This window comes from Streptomyces sp. 12E, from assembly GCF_055633275.1.
Genome location: NZ_JBVNCJ010000001.1, coordinates 4472002 through 4488223 on the forward strand (window position 1 = coordinate 4472002; position 16222 = coordinate 4488223).

Sequence of the window (16222 nt, forward strand, 5' to 3'; positions counted from 1 at the left end):
GTCCGCCTCGACCCGTCGGGGGCGAACCCTACGACGGGTCGAGGCCGTGGCTGCGGAACCAGGCGAGCGGGTCGATCGCCGAGCCGCCGCCGGGACGGACCTCGAAGTGCAGGTGCGGTCCGGTCGAGTTGCCGGAGTCCCCGGAGAAGGCGATCGGGTCGCCGGCCTTCACGGTCGTACCGGAGGCGACCTGGTAGCTGGAGAGGTGGCAGTACCACGTCTCCGTGCCGTCCTTCGCCGTCACGATCATCATGTTGCCGTAGGCGGGGTTGAGCTGTGTGCGCACCGTGCCGTCGGTGGCGGCCATCACCGTCGCGCCGTACAGGACGGGGAAGTCGATGCCGGTGTGGACGGACATCCAGTTGATGCCGGACTGGCCGTAGTAGGCGCTGAGTCCGTGCTGCGCGACCGGGAGCGCGAACTTCGGCCGCAGCCGCTCCTTGCGGGCCGCTTCCTTGGCGGCCGCCTTGCGATCGGCCTCCTGCTGCGCCTCGAGGTCGATGCGCTCCTGGGTGCGGCTGGCCCGGTCGGCGAAGTCGTCGGCGCCGGCGGCGAGGCTCTCCAGCTGGGTGTCCAGCTTGATGTTGGCGGTGGAGGGTTTCACCGGCTGGGCGTCCGCCGCGGTCGTCGCCGTCTCCTGGGCGCCGTCGTCGGTCAGGTTGCCGACCGAGGCCGCGGCGATGCCGGCGACGCCCATCACGCACGCCGAGGGCACGGCCACCGTCAGCAGCGCGGAGCGTCTGGCGGGCGTACGGCGGCGGGAGCGGGACCCGGCGCGCGAGGCCGCGCGCGACGTGGGGGCGGGAACGGTCTCCTCCTGCTCGTCGAGCAGGTGCACCGCGGGCAGTTCACCGGTGTCGGCCGGCTCGGTGGCGGCGTGGGCCTCGTAGGGATCCTGGTCGAACGGCTCGCCCTGGTGCGCGTAGGACTCGGTCTGCGGTTCGTAGGCGTCGGACGCGGACGCCGGGGCGGTGGTGTCACCGCCGTCGGAGTTCCACTGCGTGGCGTCGTAGGCACCGCTGTCGAAGGTCTGCGTGCCCCAGTCCCATTGCTGGGTCTCGTCGGCGGGGTTCCCGGCCTGATCGGGCCGGAGCCATTCACCGGAGTCCCACTGGCCGCTGGTCTCCGGCGAGCCGGCCTGCGGCGGGATCACCGTCAGCAGGTGATGACCGGTGGCCCAGGCGGTCGCGTCGTAGCCGCCGGTGTCGTACGCGGACGGATACGGGGTCGCGTAGCCGTCGTACTGCCTGGTGTCGTGACCGCCCGCGGGCCAGTGCCCGGTGTCGTACGCGCCCGTGTCGTGGCCGCCGCCGGGAAGGTCGCCGAAGAGGGGGTCTGCGGTGAAGGCTCCGGTGGTGTGGTCGCCGGTCCCGAAGTGGGTGGCGGCAAAACCGGTGGAATCGTGTTCGCCGTACGTGGTGAGATCGCCGTACGGGGCTTCCTGCGTGCCGTACGCCGCATGGGGCGCCGAGACGGCATCGGAAGCCGGAGCCGGGTCCATGGTCCCCGACGGGTGACGGTCGTTCACCAACTTCTCTTTCGCCTCGACAACAGGGGCTGCCAGAGCAGTGCGGCGACTGTACCCGGCGGTATGCGGGCACGACAATCTTCCCCAGGTTTCGTGCGCGCAGGAAACGGGCAATCGGTTGTCTTTTGGCGGACGACGGGCGTGGTCTTGGCTTTTTGTTCGAAATTTGTTCGAGATGGCGAGGGGTGGCGGCGGTAAGTGAGCCGCCTCCGGCCGTTGTTGTTCGGACCACCGTCGAGGGGGACGCTCGGTTCCGGTTGCCTCGTGGCGCGGACGCCGGGCGTGTCGCGCCGCCGCGCGCCGTCTCCGTGCGGCGGCGACCCGGATCGGTCCGGGAGCACCGGCCGTCAGGCCACCGTCAGGCCACCGTCAGGCCTTCCGGACGGCCGGTGGACGGCTCTCCGGGATGCGCCGTGTCCAGGGCCTGCCGTATGCGGGTCGCCACGGCCGGGTGCACGGGCAGGGCGAGATGGCCCACGCCGCTCACGCATATGTTCACCGACGTCAGGTCGGGGTGCTCGACGCACGCCGACTCCAGCGGGTCCATGATGTGGTCGAGGTCGCTCCAGAAGGCGACGAAGTGCGTACGGCAGCCCGGCGCGGGCTGGGCGAGCTCCTCGAGCACCGGCGAGCCGGGACGCATCTGGCGCACGATGGGGTGCGCGTTGGCCAGCGGTGCGACGCGGGTGCCGGAGTGCGGGGTGCCGAGCGTGACGAGGGTCCGCACGCGGGCGTCACCCCCCAGTCGCTGCACGTAGTACCGCGCGATGAGCCCGCCGAGGCTGTGTCCGACCACATCGACCCGGCGGCTGCCCGTGCGTTCGCACACCTGCTCTATGTGCCGTCCGAGCAGTTCGGCCGCGATACGGATGTCGCAGGTCAGCGGCGAGTAGTTGAGCGACTCGATCTGCTGCCTGCCGTGCTGGGAGAGGCTGCGGCGCAACAGGACGAAGACCGACCGGTTGTCGATGAAGCCGTGCAGCAGCACCACCGGGGGTTTGGCCTCCGCCGGCAGCTGTGCGGTGCCGTCCTGGGCGGGCAGCGCGGGAGGCGCGCCCCGGCGCTCCTGGACGATGCCGGCGGGATAGAGCAGGAGGTGGCCCGCCAGGATCGCCAGCTCCAGGGCGGTCGCCTTCAACAGGGCCAGGGAGAGATCCGCCAGCCGGGTCGGCAGAAGACGCCGACAGAGCGGCAGGAAGGGAAGAGCTGCCTCGGTGACCTTCATGGCCGACCTCCTGTCGGCACGCGGGAGGACAGCCCTGTCCCCCGTGTGCCCTCATGGGAAATCGCCGCGAGAGCGGTCGACGGCGCGCGCGTGCGGTGCGTGGAGGGGGCGCGGTGGCACGGCGACCTCGGTGCGAATCCCTTGTACGCATGTTCCCACCGTTGCCCGAGTGGTGCACGGGCACGCGGTGCGTGGGCCTCGGAGGCCGGGAACGCTGCGCGATGAACGTGTCCCTCCGTGTGATTTGCCCCTCCCCGCGCACCGTGAAACTGCCGGTTGCGGGATGCTGGGGATAACGTTCGTTCACTTCCCCGGCCGGTTCGGGCCGAGGTGCCCGAACGATGTGTACGGCATGACGAATGTGTGCGGTACTTGTCGGTACGGATGGATGTAGTCGCTTCATGGAGGCAGTGATGGGTGTGGCAGCCGGTCCGATCCGCGTGGTGGTGGCCAAGCCGGGGCTCGACGGCCACGATCGCGGGGCCAAGGTGATTGCGCGGGCGCTGCGCGACGCCGGTATGGAGGTGATCTACACCGGGCTTCACCAGACCCCCGAGCAGATCGTCGACACCGCGATCCAGGAGGACGCCGACGCGATCGGCCTGTCCATCCTCTCCGGGGCGCACAACACGCTCTTCGCGGCCGTCATCGAGCTGCTGCGGCAGCGGGACGCGGCGGACATCCTGGTCTTCGGCGGCGGGATCATCCCCGAGGCGGACATCGCCCCGCTGAAGGAGAAGGGCGTCGCGGAGATCTTCACCCCGGGTGCGACCACGGCGTCCATCGTGGACTGGGTACGGGCGAACGTGCGGCAGCCCGCGGAGGCGTAGGCCGCGTTCGCGGCGCCCCGCGTGTGAGGGCAGGGTCCGCACCGCCGCTCCCGCGGGCAGTCGTGCCGCTGGGGCGGCACGGACGGGCGCGGCGGCACCCCGCGAGTGCCAAACCGCGTGACGTACCCCCGTGCCGCACCGGCCCGGGGTCGGCAAGGCCCAGGCATTGGCTGACGTGCCGAGTTCGGTCCAGTGACCCCGTACGACCGGTACGGCATCGGCTCGGTTCGCCTGCCTGCGCACGGTCAGGTGGCGGCCGGGGACAGTTCGGTCAGCATGGCCGCGCGCAGGCGCAGTGTGGTGACCAGCCGCTGGAAGGCCTCCGACCAGTAGCCGCCGGCTCCGGGCGACGCGTCCTCCGGCTCGTCCGGTGTGGCCAGGAGCGCGTCGAGACGGCCGGCCTCGGACGGATCGAGGCAGCGTTCGGCCAGGCCCATGACTCCGCTGAAACTCCATGGATAACTCCCTGCGTCACGCGCGATGTCGAGCGCGTCGACCACCGCCCGCCCGACCGGCGCCGCCCAGGGCACGGCACACACCCCGAGCAGTTGGAACGCCTCGGACAGGCCGTGCGTCTCGATGAACCCGGCCACCCACTCGGCCCGCCCGGCGGCGTCCAGCGTGCCGAGCAGCTGGGCGCGTTCGGCCAGGGACACCGCCCCCGGGCCGCCCGCCTCCGGCGCGGAGGGCTCCCCGAGCAGCGCCCGGGACCACGCCGCGTCGCGCTGCCGTACCGCCGCCCGGCACCAGGCCGCGTGCAGTTCGCCCTGCCAGTCGTCCGCCACCGGCAGCGCCACGATCTCCCGGGGCGTACGCCCGCCGAGCCGCCGCGACCAGCTGCCCAGGGGCGCCGCCTCCACCAGCTGACCGAGCCACCAGGACCGTTCGCCCCGGCCCGCCGGGGCCCTGGCCACCACGCCGTCGCGTTCCATGCCCGCGTCGCACTCGTGCGGCGCCTCGACGGTGAGCGTCGGTGTGTCCCGTGTGTGGTCGACGGCCACACACGCCCCGGCCCGGACCGCCATGCGTTCCGCCAGCGCGGAGCCGGGCAGCGCCGACAACAGCTCCGCCGCCGTCGCCCGTACGTTGCGGCTGCGGTCGGCCAGGGCCTGCTCGAGGAAGGGCTCGTCGTCCGGACCGAGTCCGGTGCGCAGCGAGTCCAGGAACATCAGGCGGTCCTCCGCCCGCTCCGTCGCCCAGCTCGCCGCGAGGAGCTCCCGCGCGGTGGCCGGCTCGCGGGAGCGGAGGGCGTCGAGGAGGGCGACCCGCTCGGCGAAGAGGCCCTCCTCCCAGAGCCGCCGTATGCCCTCGGTGTCGTGGAGACGGGGCGCGGACGCGCCGCCGCCCGGTGCGGAACGCAGGGCGAACCGCCAGTCGGGGTTGAACCGGGCCAGCCACAGGGCGCGCGGCCCCGCGAACCGCAGTGCCGCCGGACGCAGGTCGGTCCGTCCCCGTGCGGCGTCGAGCAGGGCGGGCAGCGCGGCGGGGGGTGCCGCGAACCCGCGGGCGTTCGCCGCCGCCAGCCACTGGGGCAGCAGCTCCATGAGGTCCGGGGCCGTGCCCCGGCGCCCACCGCCGGGGGCGCCGGGGCGGTCGGCGAGCAGCATCGCGAGCCGGCGCGCGGCGGCGGACGGCAGCGGAGGGCGCGGGTCCTCGGGGGCGGGCCGCGGACGCTCCGCGGCCCGCGACGGCCGCAGGCCGGCGCGTCGCCGTACGGTCGCCACGGCCGCCGCGTCCAGCAGGGCGGACGGCGCGTCCGGTCCGGGCGCGGAGCCCGCCGGTGTGCGCCGGTCCGTGCCCAGCAGGGCCGTGGTCACCAGCTCCTCCCAGGAGTCCGGGAGGGACGTGCCCACGGAGGTGGTCGTCCTGCTCATGAGCTTCCTTCCCGAAGGGTGTCCCGGCGCGGCCGCATGCCCACGCGCACCGAGTGTCCAGTGATGTCCGAAAGATTCCCGGAGTGGGTGGGAACGGGGGCGAGCGTGCCGCTCAGCACAGCGTCACCACCTCGCCGGACCCCTCCGGCCATGCCGCCAGTGGAGTGAATCCCTGGTGGCCGCACTCGCCGAAGACCCTGACCGGGGCGCCGCCCGACAGAGCGACCAGACGCCACAGACCGGGGCGGGACCGCGCGGCCGGCGTGAGCGGCAGGGCCGCGTCCTCGTCGGCGTCGGCCAGCTGCCAGCCGTCACCGTCCGGAGCCGGTATCACCCGGTCCAGCGTCACCGGAACCGAGTCCAGCCAGGGGTCGTCGCGCAGCGCCTCGCCGTAGCGGGCGGCCGCCCGGGCCGTCGTCGTCCCTGGCGGCCGTACGTCCGTCGGTGCGGGCGGCGCGAACCGTTCGCCCAGGGCCATCCGCGGCTGCCCCGCTCCCGGGTACGCGGACAGCTCCGCGTCGAGGGCCAGTCCCACCGGCAGCGCGAGCTCCGGAGCGCGGCCCGCCGCACCGTAGGAGAGGAGCAGCGCCGTGCGCCCCGAGTCCGTGCCGTACAGCCAGACGCGGCGGGTCGTCAGACGGCTGTCCGCCGTGTCGTACTGGGCGAGGACCAGCCAGTGGTCCCGTATCGCCGGGCCGTCCGCCGACGCGGGCAGGCCGACACGGGAACGGACCGTCGCGGCCAGGCCCTCCGGCAGCCGCTCCCGGCGCAGCCAGCCCCGGCCGAGGAGGTGGAGCAGCGCGCACTCCTCCAGCAGCCGCACCGGTCCGCCCGGCCCGGCGCCCGCGAACGCCCCCAGTTCCCGCACCCGGGCGGCCAGTCCCGGCGCCTGGGCGTCGACCATGCGGGCCGCGGTCTCCTCCCACAGTCCGTACCCCGACTGCTCGGCCGCCGCCAGGCCGCCGCGGAGCAGATCCGCCAGACGCTGCTCCAGCTCCACCGCGCCCGCCGTCACCCGCTCGGCCCGGCGCTCCGCCCTGCGCCGCGACGCCTCCGGGCCGGCGGAACCCGAGGAGCCCGAGGACTCCCCGGTCCGCTTCCGTTCCGCGCGCGTGCGCCGGCCCGTGATCCACCGCTCGGCCCACTCCGGCGCCTCCCCCCGCGGCACCGCCCCGTCCCCGTCCGCCCAGAGCAGCAGCAGACCGAGCGCGTGCTCGCACGGGGACTCACGGCTCGGGCAACTGCAGTGGTACGCGGGCCCGGAGGCGTCCGCGACGTCGACGACCGTCCGGTACGGAGTGCTTCCGCCGCCCTCGCACAGACCCCACACCGTCCCCTCGCCCGAACTGCCGGCCCCGGTCCACGGACCGGCCGTGCCGAGTCTGCTTCCCGCCGTGCGTGACGCGGAGTCAGGCGCCAGCGCCAGCACCTGGTCCGCGGTCCGGCGCACCCCCTGCTGAGTCATGCCGTCGAAACTAGATCCTGGCACTGACAATCGCCCCGGCGATTGCTTCCGTACAGGTCAGAGCGATTGTCAGTGGCGTGGTGCACGGTTGGTGACAGATCCGGACCGGCCGAGCTGGAGGGGGACTCAACCATGCCTGTCCCTGTTGAACCGACGTCCGTAGACCCGAGCCGGGACGGCTCCGCGCCCGCGGACGCGCCGTCCGCGCAGACCCTGCGACCGCACGCCGAGGACGCCTTCGCCGCCGAACTCGCCGCGCTGGCGGCGCAGGACGACCACCCCCGCCCCGCCCGCTGGCGGCTGTCGCCGTGGGCCGTCGCCACCTACCTGCTCGGCGGCACGCTGCCGGACGGCACGGTCGTCACGCCGAAGTACGTCGGTCCGCGCCGCATCGTCGAGGTCGCGGTGACCACCCTCGCCACCGACCGCGCCCTGCTCCTGCTCGGTGTGCCCGGCACCGCGAAGACCTGGGTCTCCGAGCACCTGGCCGCCGCGGTCAGCGGTGATTCCACCCTGCTCGTGCAGGGCACGGCCGGCACGCCGGAGGAAGCCATCCGCTACGGCTGGAACTACGCCCGGCTGCTCGCCCACGGCCCGAGCCGCGACGCCCTCGTGCCCAGCCCGGTGATGCGGGCCATGGCGGAGGGCATGACGGCCCGCGTCGAGGAGCTGACCCGCATCCCGGCCGACGTCCAGGACACGCTGATCACCATCCTGTCGGAGAAGACGCTGCCGATACCTGAGCTGGGCCAGGAGGTGCAGGCGGTCCGCGGCTTCAACCTGATCGCCACGGCCAACGACCGCGACCGCGGGGTCAACGACCTGTCCAGCGCCCTGCGCCGCCGCTTCAACACCGTGGTGCTGCCGCTGCCGGAGACCCCGGAGGCGGAGGTCGACATCGTCTCGCGCAGGGTCGACCAGATCGGCCGCTCCCTCGACCTGCCGGCCGTGCCCGACGGCATCGACGAGATCCGCCGGGTCGTCACCGTCTTCCGCGAGCTGCGCGAGGGGGTCACCACCGACGGCAGGACGAAGCTCAAGTCGCCCAGCGGCACGCTGTCGACCGCCGAGGCGATCTCCGTGGTCACGGGCGGGCTGGCGCTGGCCGCCCACTTCGGCGACGGCGTGCTGCGGGCCGGGGACGTCGCCGCGGGCATCCTCGGCGCGGTCGTCCGCGACCCGGCGGCGGACCGCGTCGTCTGGCGGGAGTACCTGGAGACCGTGGTCCGCGAGCGTGACGGCTGGAAGGACTTCTACCGGGCCTGCCGGGAGGTGAGTGGATGAGCGGCGGGAAGGCGGACACCGCGGGACCGCTGCTGCTCGGCGTGCGGCATCACGGGCCGGGGTCCGCGCGGGCCGTACGGGCGGTGCTGGAGGAGGCCCGGCCGTCCGCCGTGCTGATCGAGGGCCCGCCGGAGGCGGACGCGCTGGTCCCGCTCGCCGCCGAGAAGGACATGCGGCCGCCGGTCGCGCTGCTCGCCCACGCGGTGGACGAGCCCGGCCGCTCGGCCTTCTGGCCGCTGGCCGGGTTCTCCCCGGAGTGGGTCGCCGTCCGCTGGGCGCTGGAGCACGAGGTCCCGGTCCGTTTCATCGACCTGCCGGCCGCGCACACACTGGCCTGGGGGAGCGACGAGGACCACGAGCCCGGCACGGACGACGGCGTGCGGGTCGATCCCCTGGGAGTGCTCGCCGAAGCCGCCGGGTACGACGACGCCGAGCGGTGGTGGGAGGACGTCGTCGAGCACCGGGGCGTCGGCGCGGGGGACCCGGTCGCGCCGTTCACCGCGCTCGAGGAGGCCATGACCGCGCTGCGGGAGGAGTGCGGAAGCGGGGGACACCGGCGGGACCTCGTGCGCGAGGCGCACATGCGGCTGCGGATCCGGGCGGCCCAGCGGGAGTTCGAGGACGGCGTGGCCGTGGTCTGCGGGGCGTGGCACGTGCCGGCGCTGCGGCACAAGGCCGCCGTCGCCGCCGACCGCGCCCTGCTGAAGGGGCTGCCCAAGGCGAGGACGGACATGACCTGGGTGCCCTGGACCCACCGCAGGCTCTCCCGGACGAGCGGCTACGGCGCGGGCATCGACTCCCCGGGCTGGTACGAGCACCTGTTCGGCGCGCCGGACCGGCCGGTCGAGCGGTGGCTGACCAAGGTGGCCGGGCTGCTGCGGGCCGAGGACCGGACCGTCTCCTCCGCGCACGTCATCGAGGCCGTACGGCTGGCGGAGACCCTCGCCGCGCTGCGCGGACGTCCGCTGCCCGGTCTGAGCGAGACGACCGACGCCGTACGGGCGGTGATGTGCGAGGGCTCCGAGGTACCGCTGGCGCTGGTGCACGACCGGCTGGTCGTCGGCGACGTGCTCGGGGAGGTGCCGGCGACCGCCCCCGCCGTGCCGCTGCAGCGGGACCTCGCGCGGATCCAGCGCCGGCTGCGGCTGAAACCCGAGGCCGGGGAGCGGGAGCTGGAGCTGGACCTGCGCAAGGAGACCGACGCGGAGCGCGGCAGACTGCTCCGCCGGCTGCGGCTGCTCGGCATCGGCTGGGGAGAACCCGCTGCCGCACGCGGCGGCACGGGGACCTTCCGGGAGACCTGGAGACTGCGCTGGGAGCCCGAGCTGTCCGTGCGGGTCGCCGAGGCCGGGGTCTGGGGGACGACCGTGCTCGCCGCCGCCACCGCCAAGGCGGAGGCGGACGCCGTCGGCGCGCGGGACCTCGCCGAGGTCACCGGGCTCGCCGAACACTGCCTGCTGGCCGCGCTGCCCGGGGCGCTGCCCACGGTGATGCGGATCCTCACCGACCGCGCGGCCCTCGACACGGACGTCGGCCATCTCGCTCAGGCGCTGCCCGCCCTGGTCCGCTCGCTGCGCTACGGCGACGTGCGCGGCACCGACACGGCGGCGCTGGCCGAGGTCGCCGCGGGTCTCGCCGAACGGGTCTTCGTCGGACTGCCCCCGGCCTGCGCCGCGCTGGACGCGGACGCCGCCGACGAGATGCGGCGCCACGTCGACGCGGTGCACGGCGCGGTGGGCCTGCTCGGCGACGACCCCGCGCCGGGCCACGGGAAGCTGCGCGCCCGCTGGCAGTCGGTCCTGCGGACCCTCTCCGTACGGGACACCGTGCCCGGTGTCATACGGGGGAGGTCCGTGCGGCTGCTGCTGGACGACGGGGAGCTGGCGCGGGACGAGGCGGGGCGGCTCATGGGGCTTGTGCTGTCGCCGGGCACACCGCCGGCGGACGCGGCCGCGTGGATCGAGGGCTTCGTCGGCGGCTCCGGCGGCGGACTGCTCCTGGTCCACGACGAACGGCTGCTCGGGCTGGTCGACGCGTGGCTGACGGGCGTACCGGCGGAGGCGTTCACGGACGTACTGCCGCTGCTGCGGCGGACGTTCTCGGCGTACGAGGCCGGGGTGCGGCGCGCCCTGGGCGAACTGGTCCGGCGCGGACCGGGGACACCCGGCGGCACGGCGGCCGCTGTCTCCGGCGTCCCAGGCTTCGACCCCGACCCCGACACCGCCCGCGCGGACGCCGTGCTGCCGGTCCTGCGGCTGCTGCTCGGACCGGCCGGGGAGGACGAGGGGGCACGCGACGGGCTCGTGGAGGCGACGGGATGACGGACGCGCAAGGAGAGGCGGAGATGCCGGACACGACGACGGATCCGGCGCGGGAGCGGCTGCGGCGCTGGCGGCTCGTACTCGGCGGGGACACGGCCGACGGAACCGGATGCGAGCTGTCCGGGCAGGACGCCGCGATGGACGGGGCGCTCGCCGCGCTCTACGGCAAGGGGGACGGACCGCGGGCGGACCGCGACCGTTCGGCGGGGCTCGGCGCGTCGGCGCCCTCGGTGGCCCGCTGGCTCGGGGACATCCGGGCCTACTTCCCCTCCTCCGTCGTCCAGGTCATGCAGCGCGACGCCATCGACCGGCTCGGTCTCGCCACGCTCCTGCTGGAACCGGAGGTGCTGGAGGCCGTCGAGGCCGACGTCCACCTGGTCGGCACGCTGCTGTCGCTCGGCAAGGCCATGCCGGAGACGGCGAAGCAGACGGCACGGGCGGTCGTGCGCAGGGTCGTCGAGGACCTGGAGAAACGGCTCGTCACCCGCACCCGGGCCACCCTCACCGGCGCCCTCGACCGCAGTGCCCGCGTCAACCGGCCACGCCACCACGACATCGACTGGAACCGCACGATCGCGGCCAACCTCAAGCACTACCTCCCGGAGCACCGGACGGTCGTGCCCGAGCGGCTCATCGGCCACGGGCGTGCCTCGCGGTCGGTGAGGAAGGAGGTCGTCCTCTGCGTCGACCAGTCCGGGTCGATGGCGGCGTCCGTCGTGTACGCGTCGGTGTTCGGGGCGGTGCTCGCCTCCATACGGTCGATCGACACCCGGCTGGTCGTCTTCGACACGGCGGTCGTGGACCTCACCGACCAGCTCGACGACCCCGTCGACGTGCTCTTCGGCACCCGGCTCGGCGGCGGCACGGACATCAACCGGGCGCTGGCGTACTGCCAGGCGCGGATCACCCGGCCGGCGGAGACGGTGGTCGTGCTGATCAGCGACCTCTACGAAGGGGGGATACGCGACGAGATGCTCAAGCGGGTGGCGGCGATGAAGGCGTCGGGGGTGCAGTTCGTGACGCTGCTCGCGCTGTCCGACGAGGGAGCGCCCGCGTACGACAGGGAGCACGCGGCGGCGCTCGCCGCGCTGGGCGCACCGGCGTTCGCCTGCACACCCGATCTGTTCCCGGAGGTGATGGCGGCGGCGATCGAGAAGCGTCCGCTACCGGTACCGGACGCGGCGTGAGGAGCGGACCTGGGGGCGGTGGAAACGGACATGAGCACCCATCGGTGGCGGAGGGCTTGCGCCCCCTCGGGAGTCGCGCGCAAGGACCGGCGCCGTTCGACGAAGGACCCGTGAAGTGCCCCCCGCCGCCCCGTCGTCCGTGAGGACCCGCCCCTCTTGATCCGGTCTTGATCCGGTCAGCAGGCTCTCCCGGTGCCGCTCCGCGCACGATGCGCGCGGCGGTGGGGCGGCGTGCGGTCCGGTGGGCGCTCCTGGCGGGCGCGGTGTTCGTGCTCGGCGTGCTGTGCGGGGAACGGGCACGGGCGGCGGACGGCGGACCGGTCGAGGGCGCCCCCGCCCGCCCGCCCGCCGGCCGGCCGGCGGGCGGGCAGCCGCTCGGCCGCGGACCACGGCACGCCGCGGCACGGTGACGTGTACGCCGTCCCCGCGCACCACCGGCCGTCGCTCCGGCCCGTACCCGGCGCCGCCGTGCGCGCCGAGGCGGCCGGTACGCGGGACCCGCACCGGGACGTCCCGGTCTCGCCCGCCCAGGGGGTGCCCCTCCCTCGCTGCGGACGCACACGCGCGAGGGCGCGGCAGCCGACCCGCCCGGACACCTTCCGTGCGCCCTCCGTGTCCCGGCGGAAGCCGTGGCGGACCCCGCCGTGGAGTCCGGCTGCACCCCCCGCGTCCCACCCGTGTCTGACTCACGGGTAACAAAGATCTCCGCGGGGCGTCAGGACCCGGACAGCCGAAAGCCGTCGGTCTGTCGGGTCGGAAGGAACCCCGTGGAGGGGCGGCCGGCCCCATTGGGGCGGGACCCGGCCCCCGCGCCCCGGAGAACAGGGCGGCCACCGCCCCTCCGGGCTGTTCGCCAGGGCCTCACCGGGCCGACCCCAGCCCGGTGAGGCCCCTCACGCCAGGCACGCCGTGCCAGGGACGGCGGCATCATGTGACAGGTATCACCGCTCACGTGTGACCCGCGATTTAGAGAGGTCCCCCAAGCGGCGATAACCTGCGAGACGGACATGCCGCGCGCTCGGACACCGTGTGCGCCTCCCTTGTGACACAGCGGACGTCACGTTGCCCTTCGCGGCACGCCCACGCATCCAACGAACCGCGAGATCACTGATAGGGACGGAAGCGCGTGGACCTGTTCGAGTACCAGGCGAGGGACCTCTTCGCCAAGCACGATGTACCGGTGCTGGCCGGTGAAGTCATCGACACGCCTGAGGCGGCCCGCGCAGCCACTGAGCGGCTCGGTGGCAAGTCCGTCGTCAAGGCCCAGGTGAAGGTCGGTGGCCGCGGCAAGGCCGGCGGCGTCAAGCTCGCCGCCACCCCCGACGAGGCGGTCGAGCACGCGACCAACATCCTCGGTATGGACATCAAGGGCCACACGGTCCACAAGGTGATGATCGCCGAGACCGCCCCGGAGATCGTCGAGGAGTACTACGTCTCCTTCCTCCTCGACCGTGCCAACCGCACCTTCCTCTCCATCGCCTCCGTCGAGGGCGGCATGGAGATCGAGGAGGTGGCGGCCACCCGCCCCGAGGCCGTCGCCAAGACCCCGATCGACGCCAACGAGGGTGTGACCCCCGCCAAGGCCCGCGAGATCGTCGAGGCGGCGAACTTCCCGGCCGAGGTCGCCGACAAGGTCGCCGACGTCCTGGTCACCCTGTGGAAGACCTTCGTCGCCGAGGACGCGCTCCTCGTCGAGGTCAACCCGCTGGCCAAGGTCGCCTCCGGCGACGTCATCGCCCTGGACGGCAAGGTCTCCCTGGACGAGAACGCCGAGTTCCGCCAGCCGGAGCACGAGGCCCTGCAGGACAAGGCCTCGGCCAACCCGCTCGAGGCCGCGGCCAAGGAGAAGAACCTCAACTACGTCAAGCTCGACGGCGAGGTCGGCATCATCGGCAACGGCGCGGGTCTCGTCATGAGCACCCTGGACGTCGTCGCCTACGCCGGTGAGGCCCACGGCGGCGTCAAGCCCGCCAACTTCCTCGACATCGGTGGCGGCGCCTCCGCCGCCGTCATGGCGAACGGCCTGGAGATCATCCTCGGCGACCCGGACGTCAAGTCCGTCTTCGTCAACGTCTTCGGCGGCATCACCGCCTGCGACGAGGTCGCCAACGGCATCGTGCAGGCGCTGCAGCTGCTGAAGGACAAGGGCGAGGAAGTCACCAAGCCCCTCGTCGTCCGTCTCGACGGCAACAACGCCGAGCTGGGTCGCAAGATCCTCTCCGACGCCAACCACCCGCTGGTGCAGCGCGTGGACACCATGGACGGCGCGGCCGACAAGGCCGCCGAGCTCGCGGCTGCGAAGTAAGGAAGAGGGACTCAGACAGCCATGGCTATCTTCCTCAACAAGGACTCCAAGGTCATCGTCCAGGGCATGACCGGTGCCACGGGCATGAAGCACACCAAGCTCATGCTGGCCGACGGCACGAACATCGTCGGTGGCGTGAACCCCCGCAAGGCCGGCACGTCCGTCGACATCGACGGCAACGAGATCCCGGTCTTCGGCACGGTCGCCGAGGCGATGGAGAAGACGGGCGCCAACGTGTCCGTCCTCTTCGTCCCGCCGGCCTTCGCCAAGGCCGCCGTCGTCGAGGCCATCGACGCCGAGATCCCGCTCGCGGTCGTCATCACCGAGGGCATCGCGGTGCACGACTCCGCCGCCTTCTACGCGTACGCCGTGGAGAAGGGCAACAAGACCCGGATCATCGGCCCGAACTGCCCGGGTCTGATCACCCCCGGTCAGTCGAACGCCGGCATCATCCCGGGCGACATCACCAAGCCGGGCCGCATCGGCCTGGTCTCGAAGTCCGGCACGCTGACGTACCAGATGATGTACGAACTGCGTGACATCGGCTTCTCCTCGGCCGTGGGCATCGGCGGCGACCCGGTCATCGGCACCACGCACATCGACGCGCTCGCCGCGTTCGAGGCCGACCCCGACACCGACCTGATCGTGATGATCGGCGAGATCGGCGGCGACGCCGAGGAGCGGGCCGCGGCCTTCATCAAGGAGAACGTGAAGAAGCCGGTCGTCGGCTACGTCGCGGGCTTCACCGCGCCCGAGGGCAAGACCATGGGCCACGCCGGCGCCATCGTCTCCGGTTCCTCCGGCACGGCCGCCGCGAAGAAGGAGGCCCTCGAGGCCGCCGGCGTCAAGGTCGGCAAGACCCCGACCGAGACGGCGAAGCTGGCGCGCGCGATCCTCGCAGGCTGAGTCACTCGCCAGAGCACGGCACGGGTGGGCCCGTTCCCCGCGGTGGGGGACGGGCCCACCGTCGTCTCCGCCGGCCGCTACCGCGCCTGCGGCACCAGGCGTCCCGGTCCCCGCGGCAGTTCCCCCCGCAGCCGGGTGCGCAGCTCACGCTGGTCCTCCGACAAGGGGCCGGGCGCCACCCGCGGCGGAACACCCTGCACCGTCTCGCCCGGTGGCACCGGCGGCTCGTAGCGGGTCGGGGCGGTGTACAGGGTGAGCGCCGTGGCGCCGATCAGCGCGACCGTGAACGCGACGGCGGACCGGGTCCAGAACCGGGCCCGGCGCTCGCTGCCGTCGCGCACCACCGGAGGCTCGGCCGCCCGCAGCCGCCCGGTGCAGGCCAGTTCGGCCAGCCGCCGGTGCAGCTCCCGCGGGTCCGACAGCTCGGGGAGCCGGGCGGCGACGGTCTCGCGCGCGTGCGTCAGCCGGCCGGCCGTCGCCCGGGTGCTCGCCTCCGTCTCCGCCGCAGTCTCGGGCAGACCGAGACCGAGCCCGTCGTACAGCAGGAGTGCACGGCGGTACGGCGGCGGCAGGCGCAGCAGGACCTCCAGGAGCGCGCGGTCGTCCTCGTCCGGGGGCGGCGGTTCGGCCTTCCGGCGGTGGCGGCGGAACCGGTGCCACGGGGAGAGCGCCCACTCGTACGCCGCCGCGCGCACCCAGCCGGCCGGGTCCGGGTCCCGGGCCACCTCGGGCCAGCGGTCCCAGGCCAGCTGGAAGGCCCGCTCCACGGACTCGCGGGCGAGTGCGCGGCGGCCGGTGAGCAGATAGGTCTGCCGGACGAGGGCAGGGGCGCAGAAGGAGTACAGGGCGTCGAAGGCCTGGGCGGGCGTCAGGAGCGCCTCCCGGGAGGCGGACGATGGCGGGGGCGCCTGCGCGAACGCGGAGGGATCCGGCGCGACCGCTCCGAGGCGGCCCTCGCCGCCCGGTTCGTCCGGGCGCACCGTCACCACCGCGGTGACCTCCTCCTTCCGGTGAACGGACACGGACTCCCGCGTTCCCGCACCGGCGGCCCCTTCCGCCAGACCGGCCAGCAGCTCCGCGTACGCCTCCCGGTTCCTGCCCCGGGGTGCGCTGCGGCCGGACTCCCACGCGCGCACCGTCTCCGGCCGGACTCCCATGCGTTCCGCGAGCTGAGGCCGCGTCAGCGAGGCCGCCTCGCGCAGGCGTCGGCGTTCGTCGGGTGAGGGGAGCGGGGTGGCGGGGCTCCGTGTCACTGGGCGCCCCTCCGTCCAAAAAAGTACATAAACGTATATTGAGC

Annotated in this window: 12 protein-coding genes; 7 read left to right on the top strand and 5 right to left on the bottom strand. The window is 73.8% G+C overall.

What is annotated here, in order from left to right:
• Positions 1-28 precede the first annotated feature (28 nt).
• Complete coding sequence (locus tag ACZ8ZB_RS20850) at positions 29-1528, bottom strand: M23 family metallopeptidase (protein ID WP_470739177.1); 1500 nt, start codon at positions 1526-1528, stop codon at positions 29-31.
• Between the two features lie 358 nt (positions 1529-1886).
• Positions 1887-2753: an esterase/lipase family protein gene (locus ACZ8ZB_RS20855; RefSeq protein ID WP_470739178.1), complete on the bottom strand. Its 867-nt coding sequence runs from the start codon at positions 2751-2753 to the stop codon at positions 1887-1889.
• 413 nt (positions 2754-3166) lie between these two features.
• Between ACZ8ZB_RS20855 and ACZ8ZB_RS20860 the strand changes: the two genes are divergently transcribed.
• Complete coding sequence (locus tag ACZ8ZB_RS20860) at positions 3167-3583, top strand: cobalamin B12-binding domain-containing protein (protein ID WP_030829691.1); 417 nt, start codon at positions 3167-3169, stop codon at positions 3581-3583.
• A gap of 245 nt (positions 3584-3828) precedes the next feature.
• On the opposite strand, the gene ACZ8ZB_RS20865 is transcribed toward ACZ8ZB_RS20860, so the two are convergent.
• Positions 3829-5457 (bottom strand): DUF5691 domain-containing protein, encoded by a 1629-nt coding sequence (locus tag ACZ8ZB_RS20865; RefSeq protein WP_470739179.1) that lies wholly within the window; start codon positions 5455-5457, stop codon positions 3829-3831.
• A gap of 112 nt (positions 5458-5569) precedes the next feature.
• Positions 5570-6922, bottom strand: a complete 1353-nt coding sequence (locus ACZ8ZB_RS20870; RefSeq protein WP_470739180.1) for an SWIM zinc finger family protein — start codon at positions 6920-6922, stop codon at positions 5570-5572.
• A 132-nt stretch (positions 6923-7054) separates the two neighbouring features.
• Here ACZ8ZB_RS20870 and ACZ8ZB_RS20875 point away from each other — a divergent pair, with 132 nt between their 5' ends.
• The 6 genes from ACZ8ZB_RS20875 to sucD all read left to right on the top strand — a co-directional run bounded on the left by ACZ8ZB_RS20875 (position 7055) and on the right by sucD (position 14925).
• Complete coding sequence (locus ACZ8ZB_RS20875) at positions 7055-8206, top strand: ATP-binding protein (protein ID WP_470739181.1); 1152 nt, start codon at positions 7055-7057, stop codon at positions 8204-8206.
• Positions 8203-10527 (top strand): DUF5682 family protein, encoded by a 2325-nt coding sequence (locus tag ACZ8ZB_RS20880; protein WP_470739182.1) that lies wholly within the window; start codon positions 8203-8205, stop codon positions 10525-10527. The genes ACZ8ZB_RS20875 and ACZ8ZB_RS20880 overlap by 4 nt, the downstream gene beginning before the upstream one ends.
• Before the next feature lie 23 nt (positions 10528-10550).
• Positions 10551-11714, top strand: coding sequence for a VWA domain-containing protein (locus ACZ8ZB_RS20885; RefSeq protein ID WP_470739183.1), 1164 nt, complete (start codon positions 10551-10553; stop codon positions 11712-11714).
• Positions 11715-11935: 221 nt separating this feature from the next.
• Positions 11936-12124 (top strand): hypothetical protein, encoded by a 189-nt coding sequence (locus ACZ8ZB_RS20890; protein ID WP_470739184.1) that lies wholly within the window; start codon positions 11936-11938, stop codon positions 12122-12124.
• 716 nt (positions 12125-12840) lie between these two features.
• On the top strand, positions 12841-14019 hold the full coding sequence (gene sucC, locus ACZ8ZB_RS20895) for an ADP-forming succinate--CoA ligase subunit beta (RefSeq protein WP_030871256.1): 1179 nt from the start codon (positions 12841-12843) through the stop codon (positions 14017-14019).
• A 21-nt stretch (positions 14020-14040) separates the two neighbouring features.
• A complete protein-coding gene (gene sucD, locus ACZ8ZB_RS20900) occupies positions 14041-14925 on the top strand; it encodes a succinate--CoA ligase subunit alpha (RefSeq protein WP_030871259.1) in 885 nt (294 codons plus the stop codon).
• 77 nt (positions 14926-15002) lie between these two features.
• Here the strand turns inward: sucD and ACZ8ZB_RS20905 are convergent, their stop codons facing one another.
• Complete coding sequence (locus ACZ8ZB_RS20905; protein ID WP_470739185.1) at positions 15003-16178, bottom strand: sigma factor-like helix-turn-helix DNA-binding protein; 1176 nt, start codon at positions 16176-16178, stop codon at positions 15003-15005.
• Between the last annotated feature and the right edge of the window lie 44 nt (positions 16179-16222).

Excerpts from the sequence above, each read along its gene's own strand:
- sucD (WP_030871259.1), top strand. The coding sequence starts at position 14,041 with ATGGCTATCTTCCTCAACAAGGACTCCAAGGTCATCGTCCAGGGCATG.
- ACZ8ZB_RS20875 (WP_470739181.1), top strand. The coding sequence starts at position 7,055 with ATGCCTGTCCCTGTTGAACCGACGTCCGTAGACCCGAGCCGGGACGGC.
- ACZ8ZB_RS20885 (WP_470739183.1), top strand. The coding sequence starts at position 10,551 with ATGCCGGACACGACGACGGATCCGGCGCGGGAGCGGCTGCGGCGCTGG.
- ACZ8ZB_RS20865 (WP_470739179.1), bottom strand. The coding sequence starts at position 5,457 with ATGAGCAGGACGACCACCTCCGTGGGCACGTCCCTCCCGGACTCCTGG.
- ACZ8ZB_RS20860 (WP_030829691.1), top strand. The coding sequence starts at position 3,167 with ATGGGTGTGGCAGCCGGTCCGATCCGCGTGGTGGTGGCCAAGCCGGGG.
- ACZ8ZB_RS20880 (WP_470739182.1), top strand. The coding sequence starts at position 8,203 with ATGAGCGGCGGGAAGGCGGACACCGCGGGACCGCTGCTGCTCGGCGTG.
- ACZ8ZB_RS20855 (WP_470739178.1), bottom strand. The coding sequence starts at position 2,753 with ATGAAGGTCACCGAGGCAGCTCTTCCCTTCCTGCCGCTCTGTCGGCGT.
- ACZ8ZB_RS20870 (WP_470739180.1), bottom strand. The coding sequence starts at position 6,922 with ATGACTCAGCAGGGGGTGCGCCGGACCGCGGACCAGGTGCTGGCGCTG.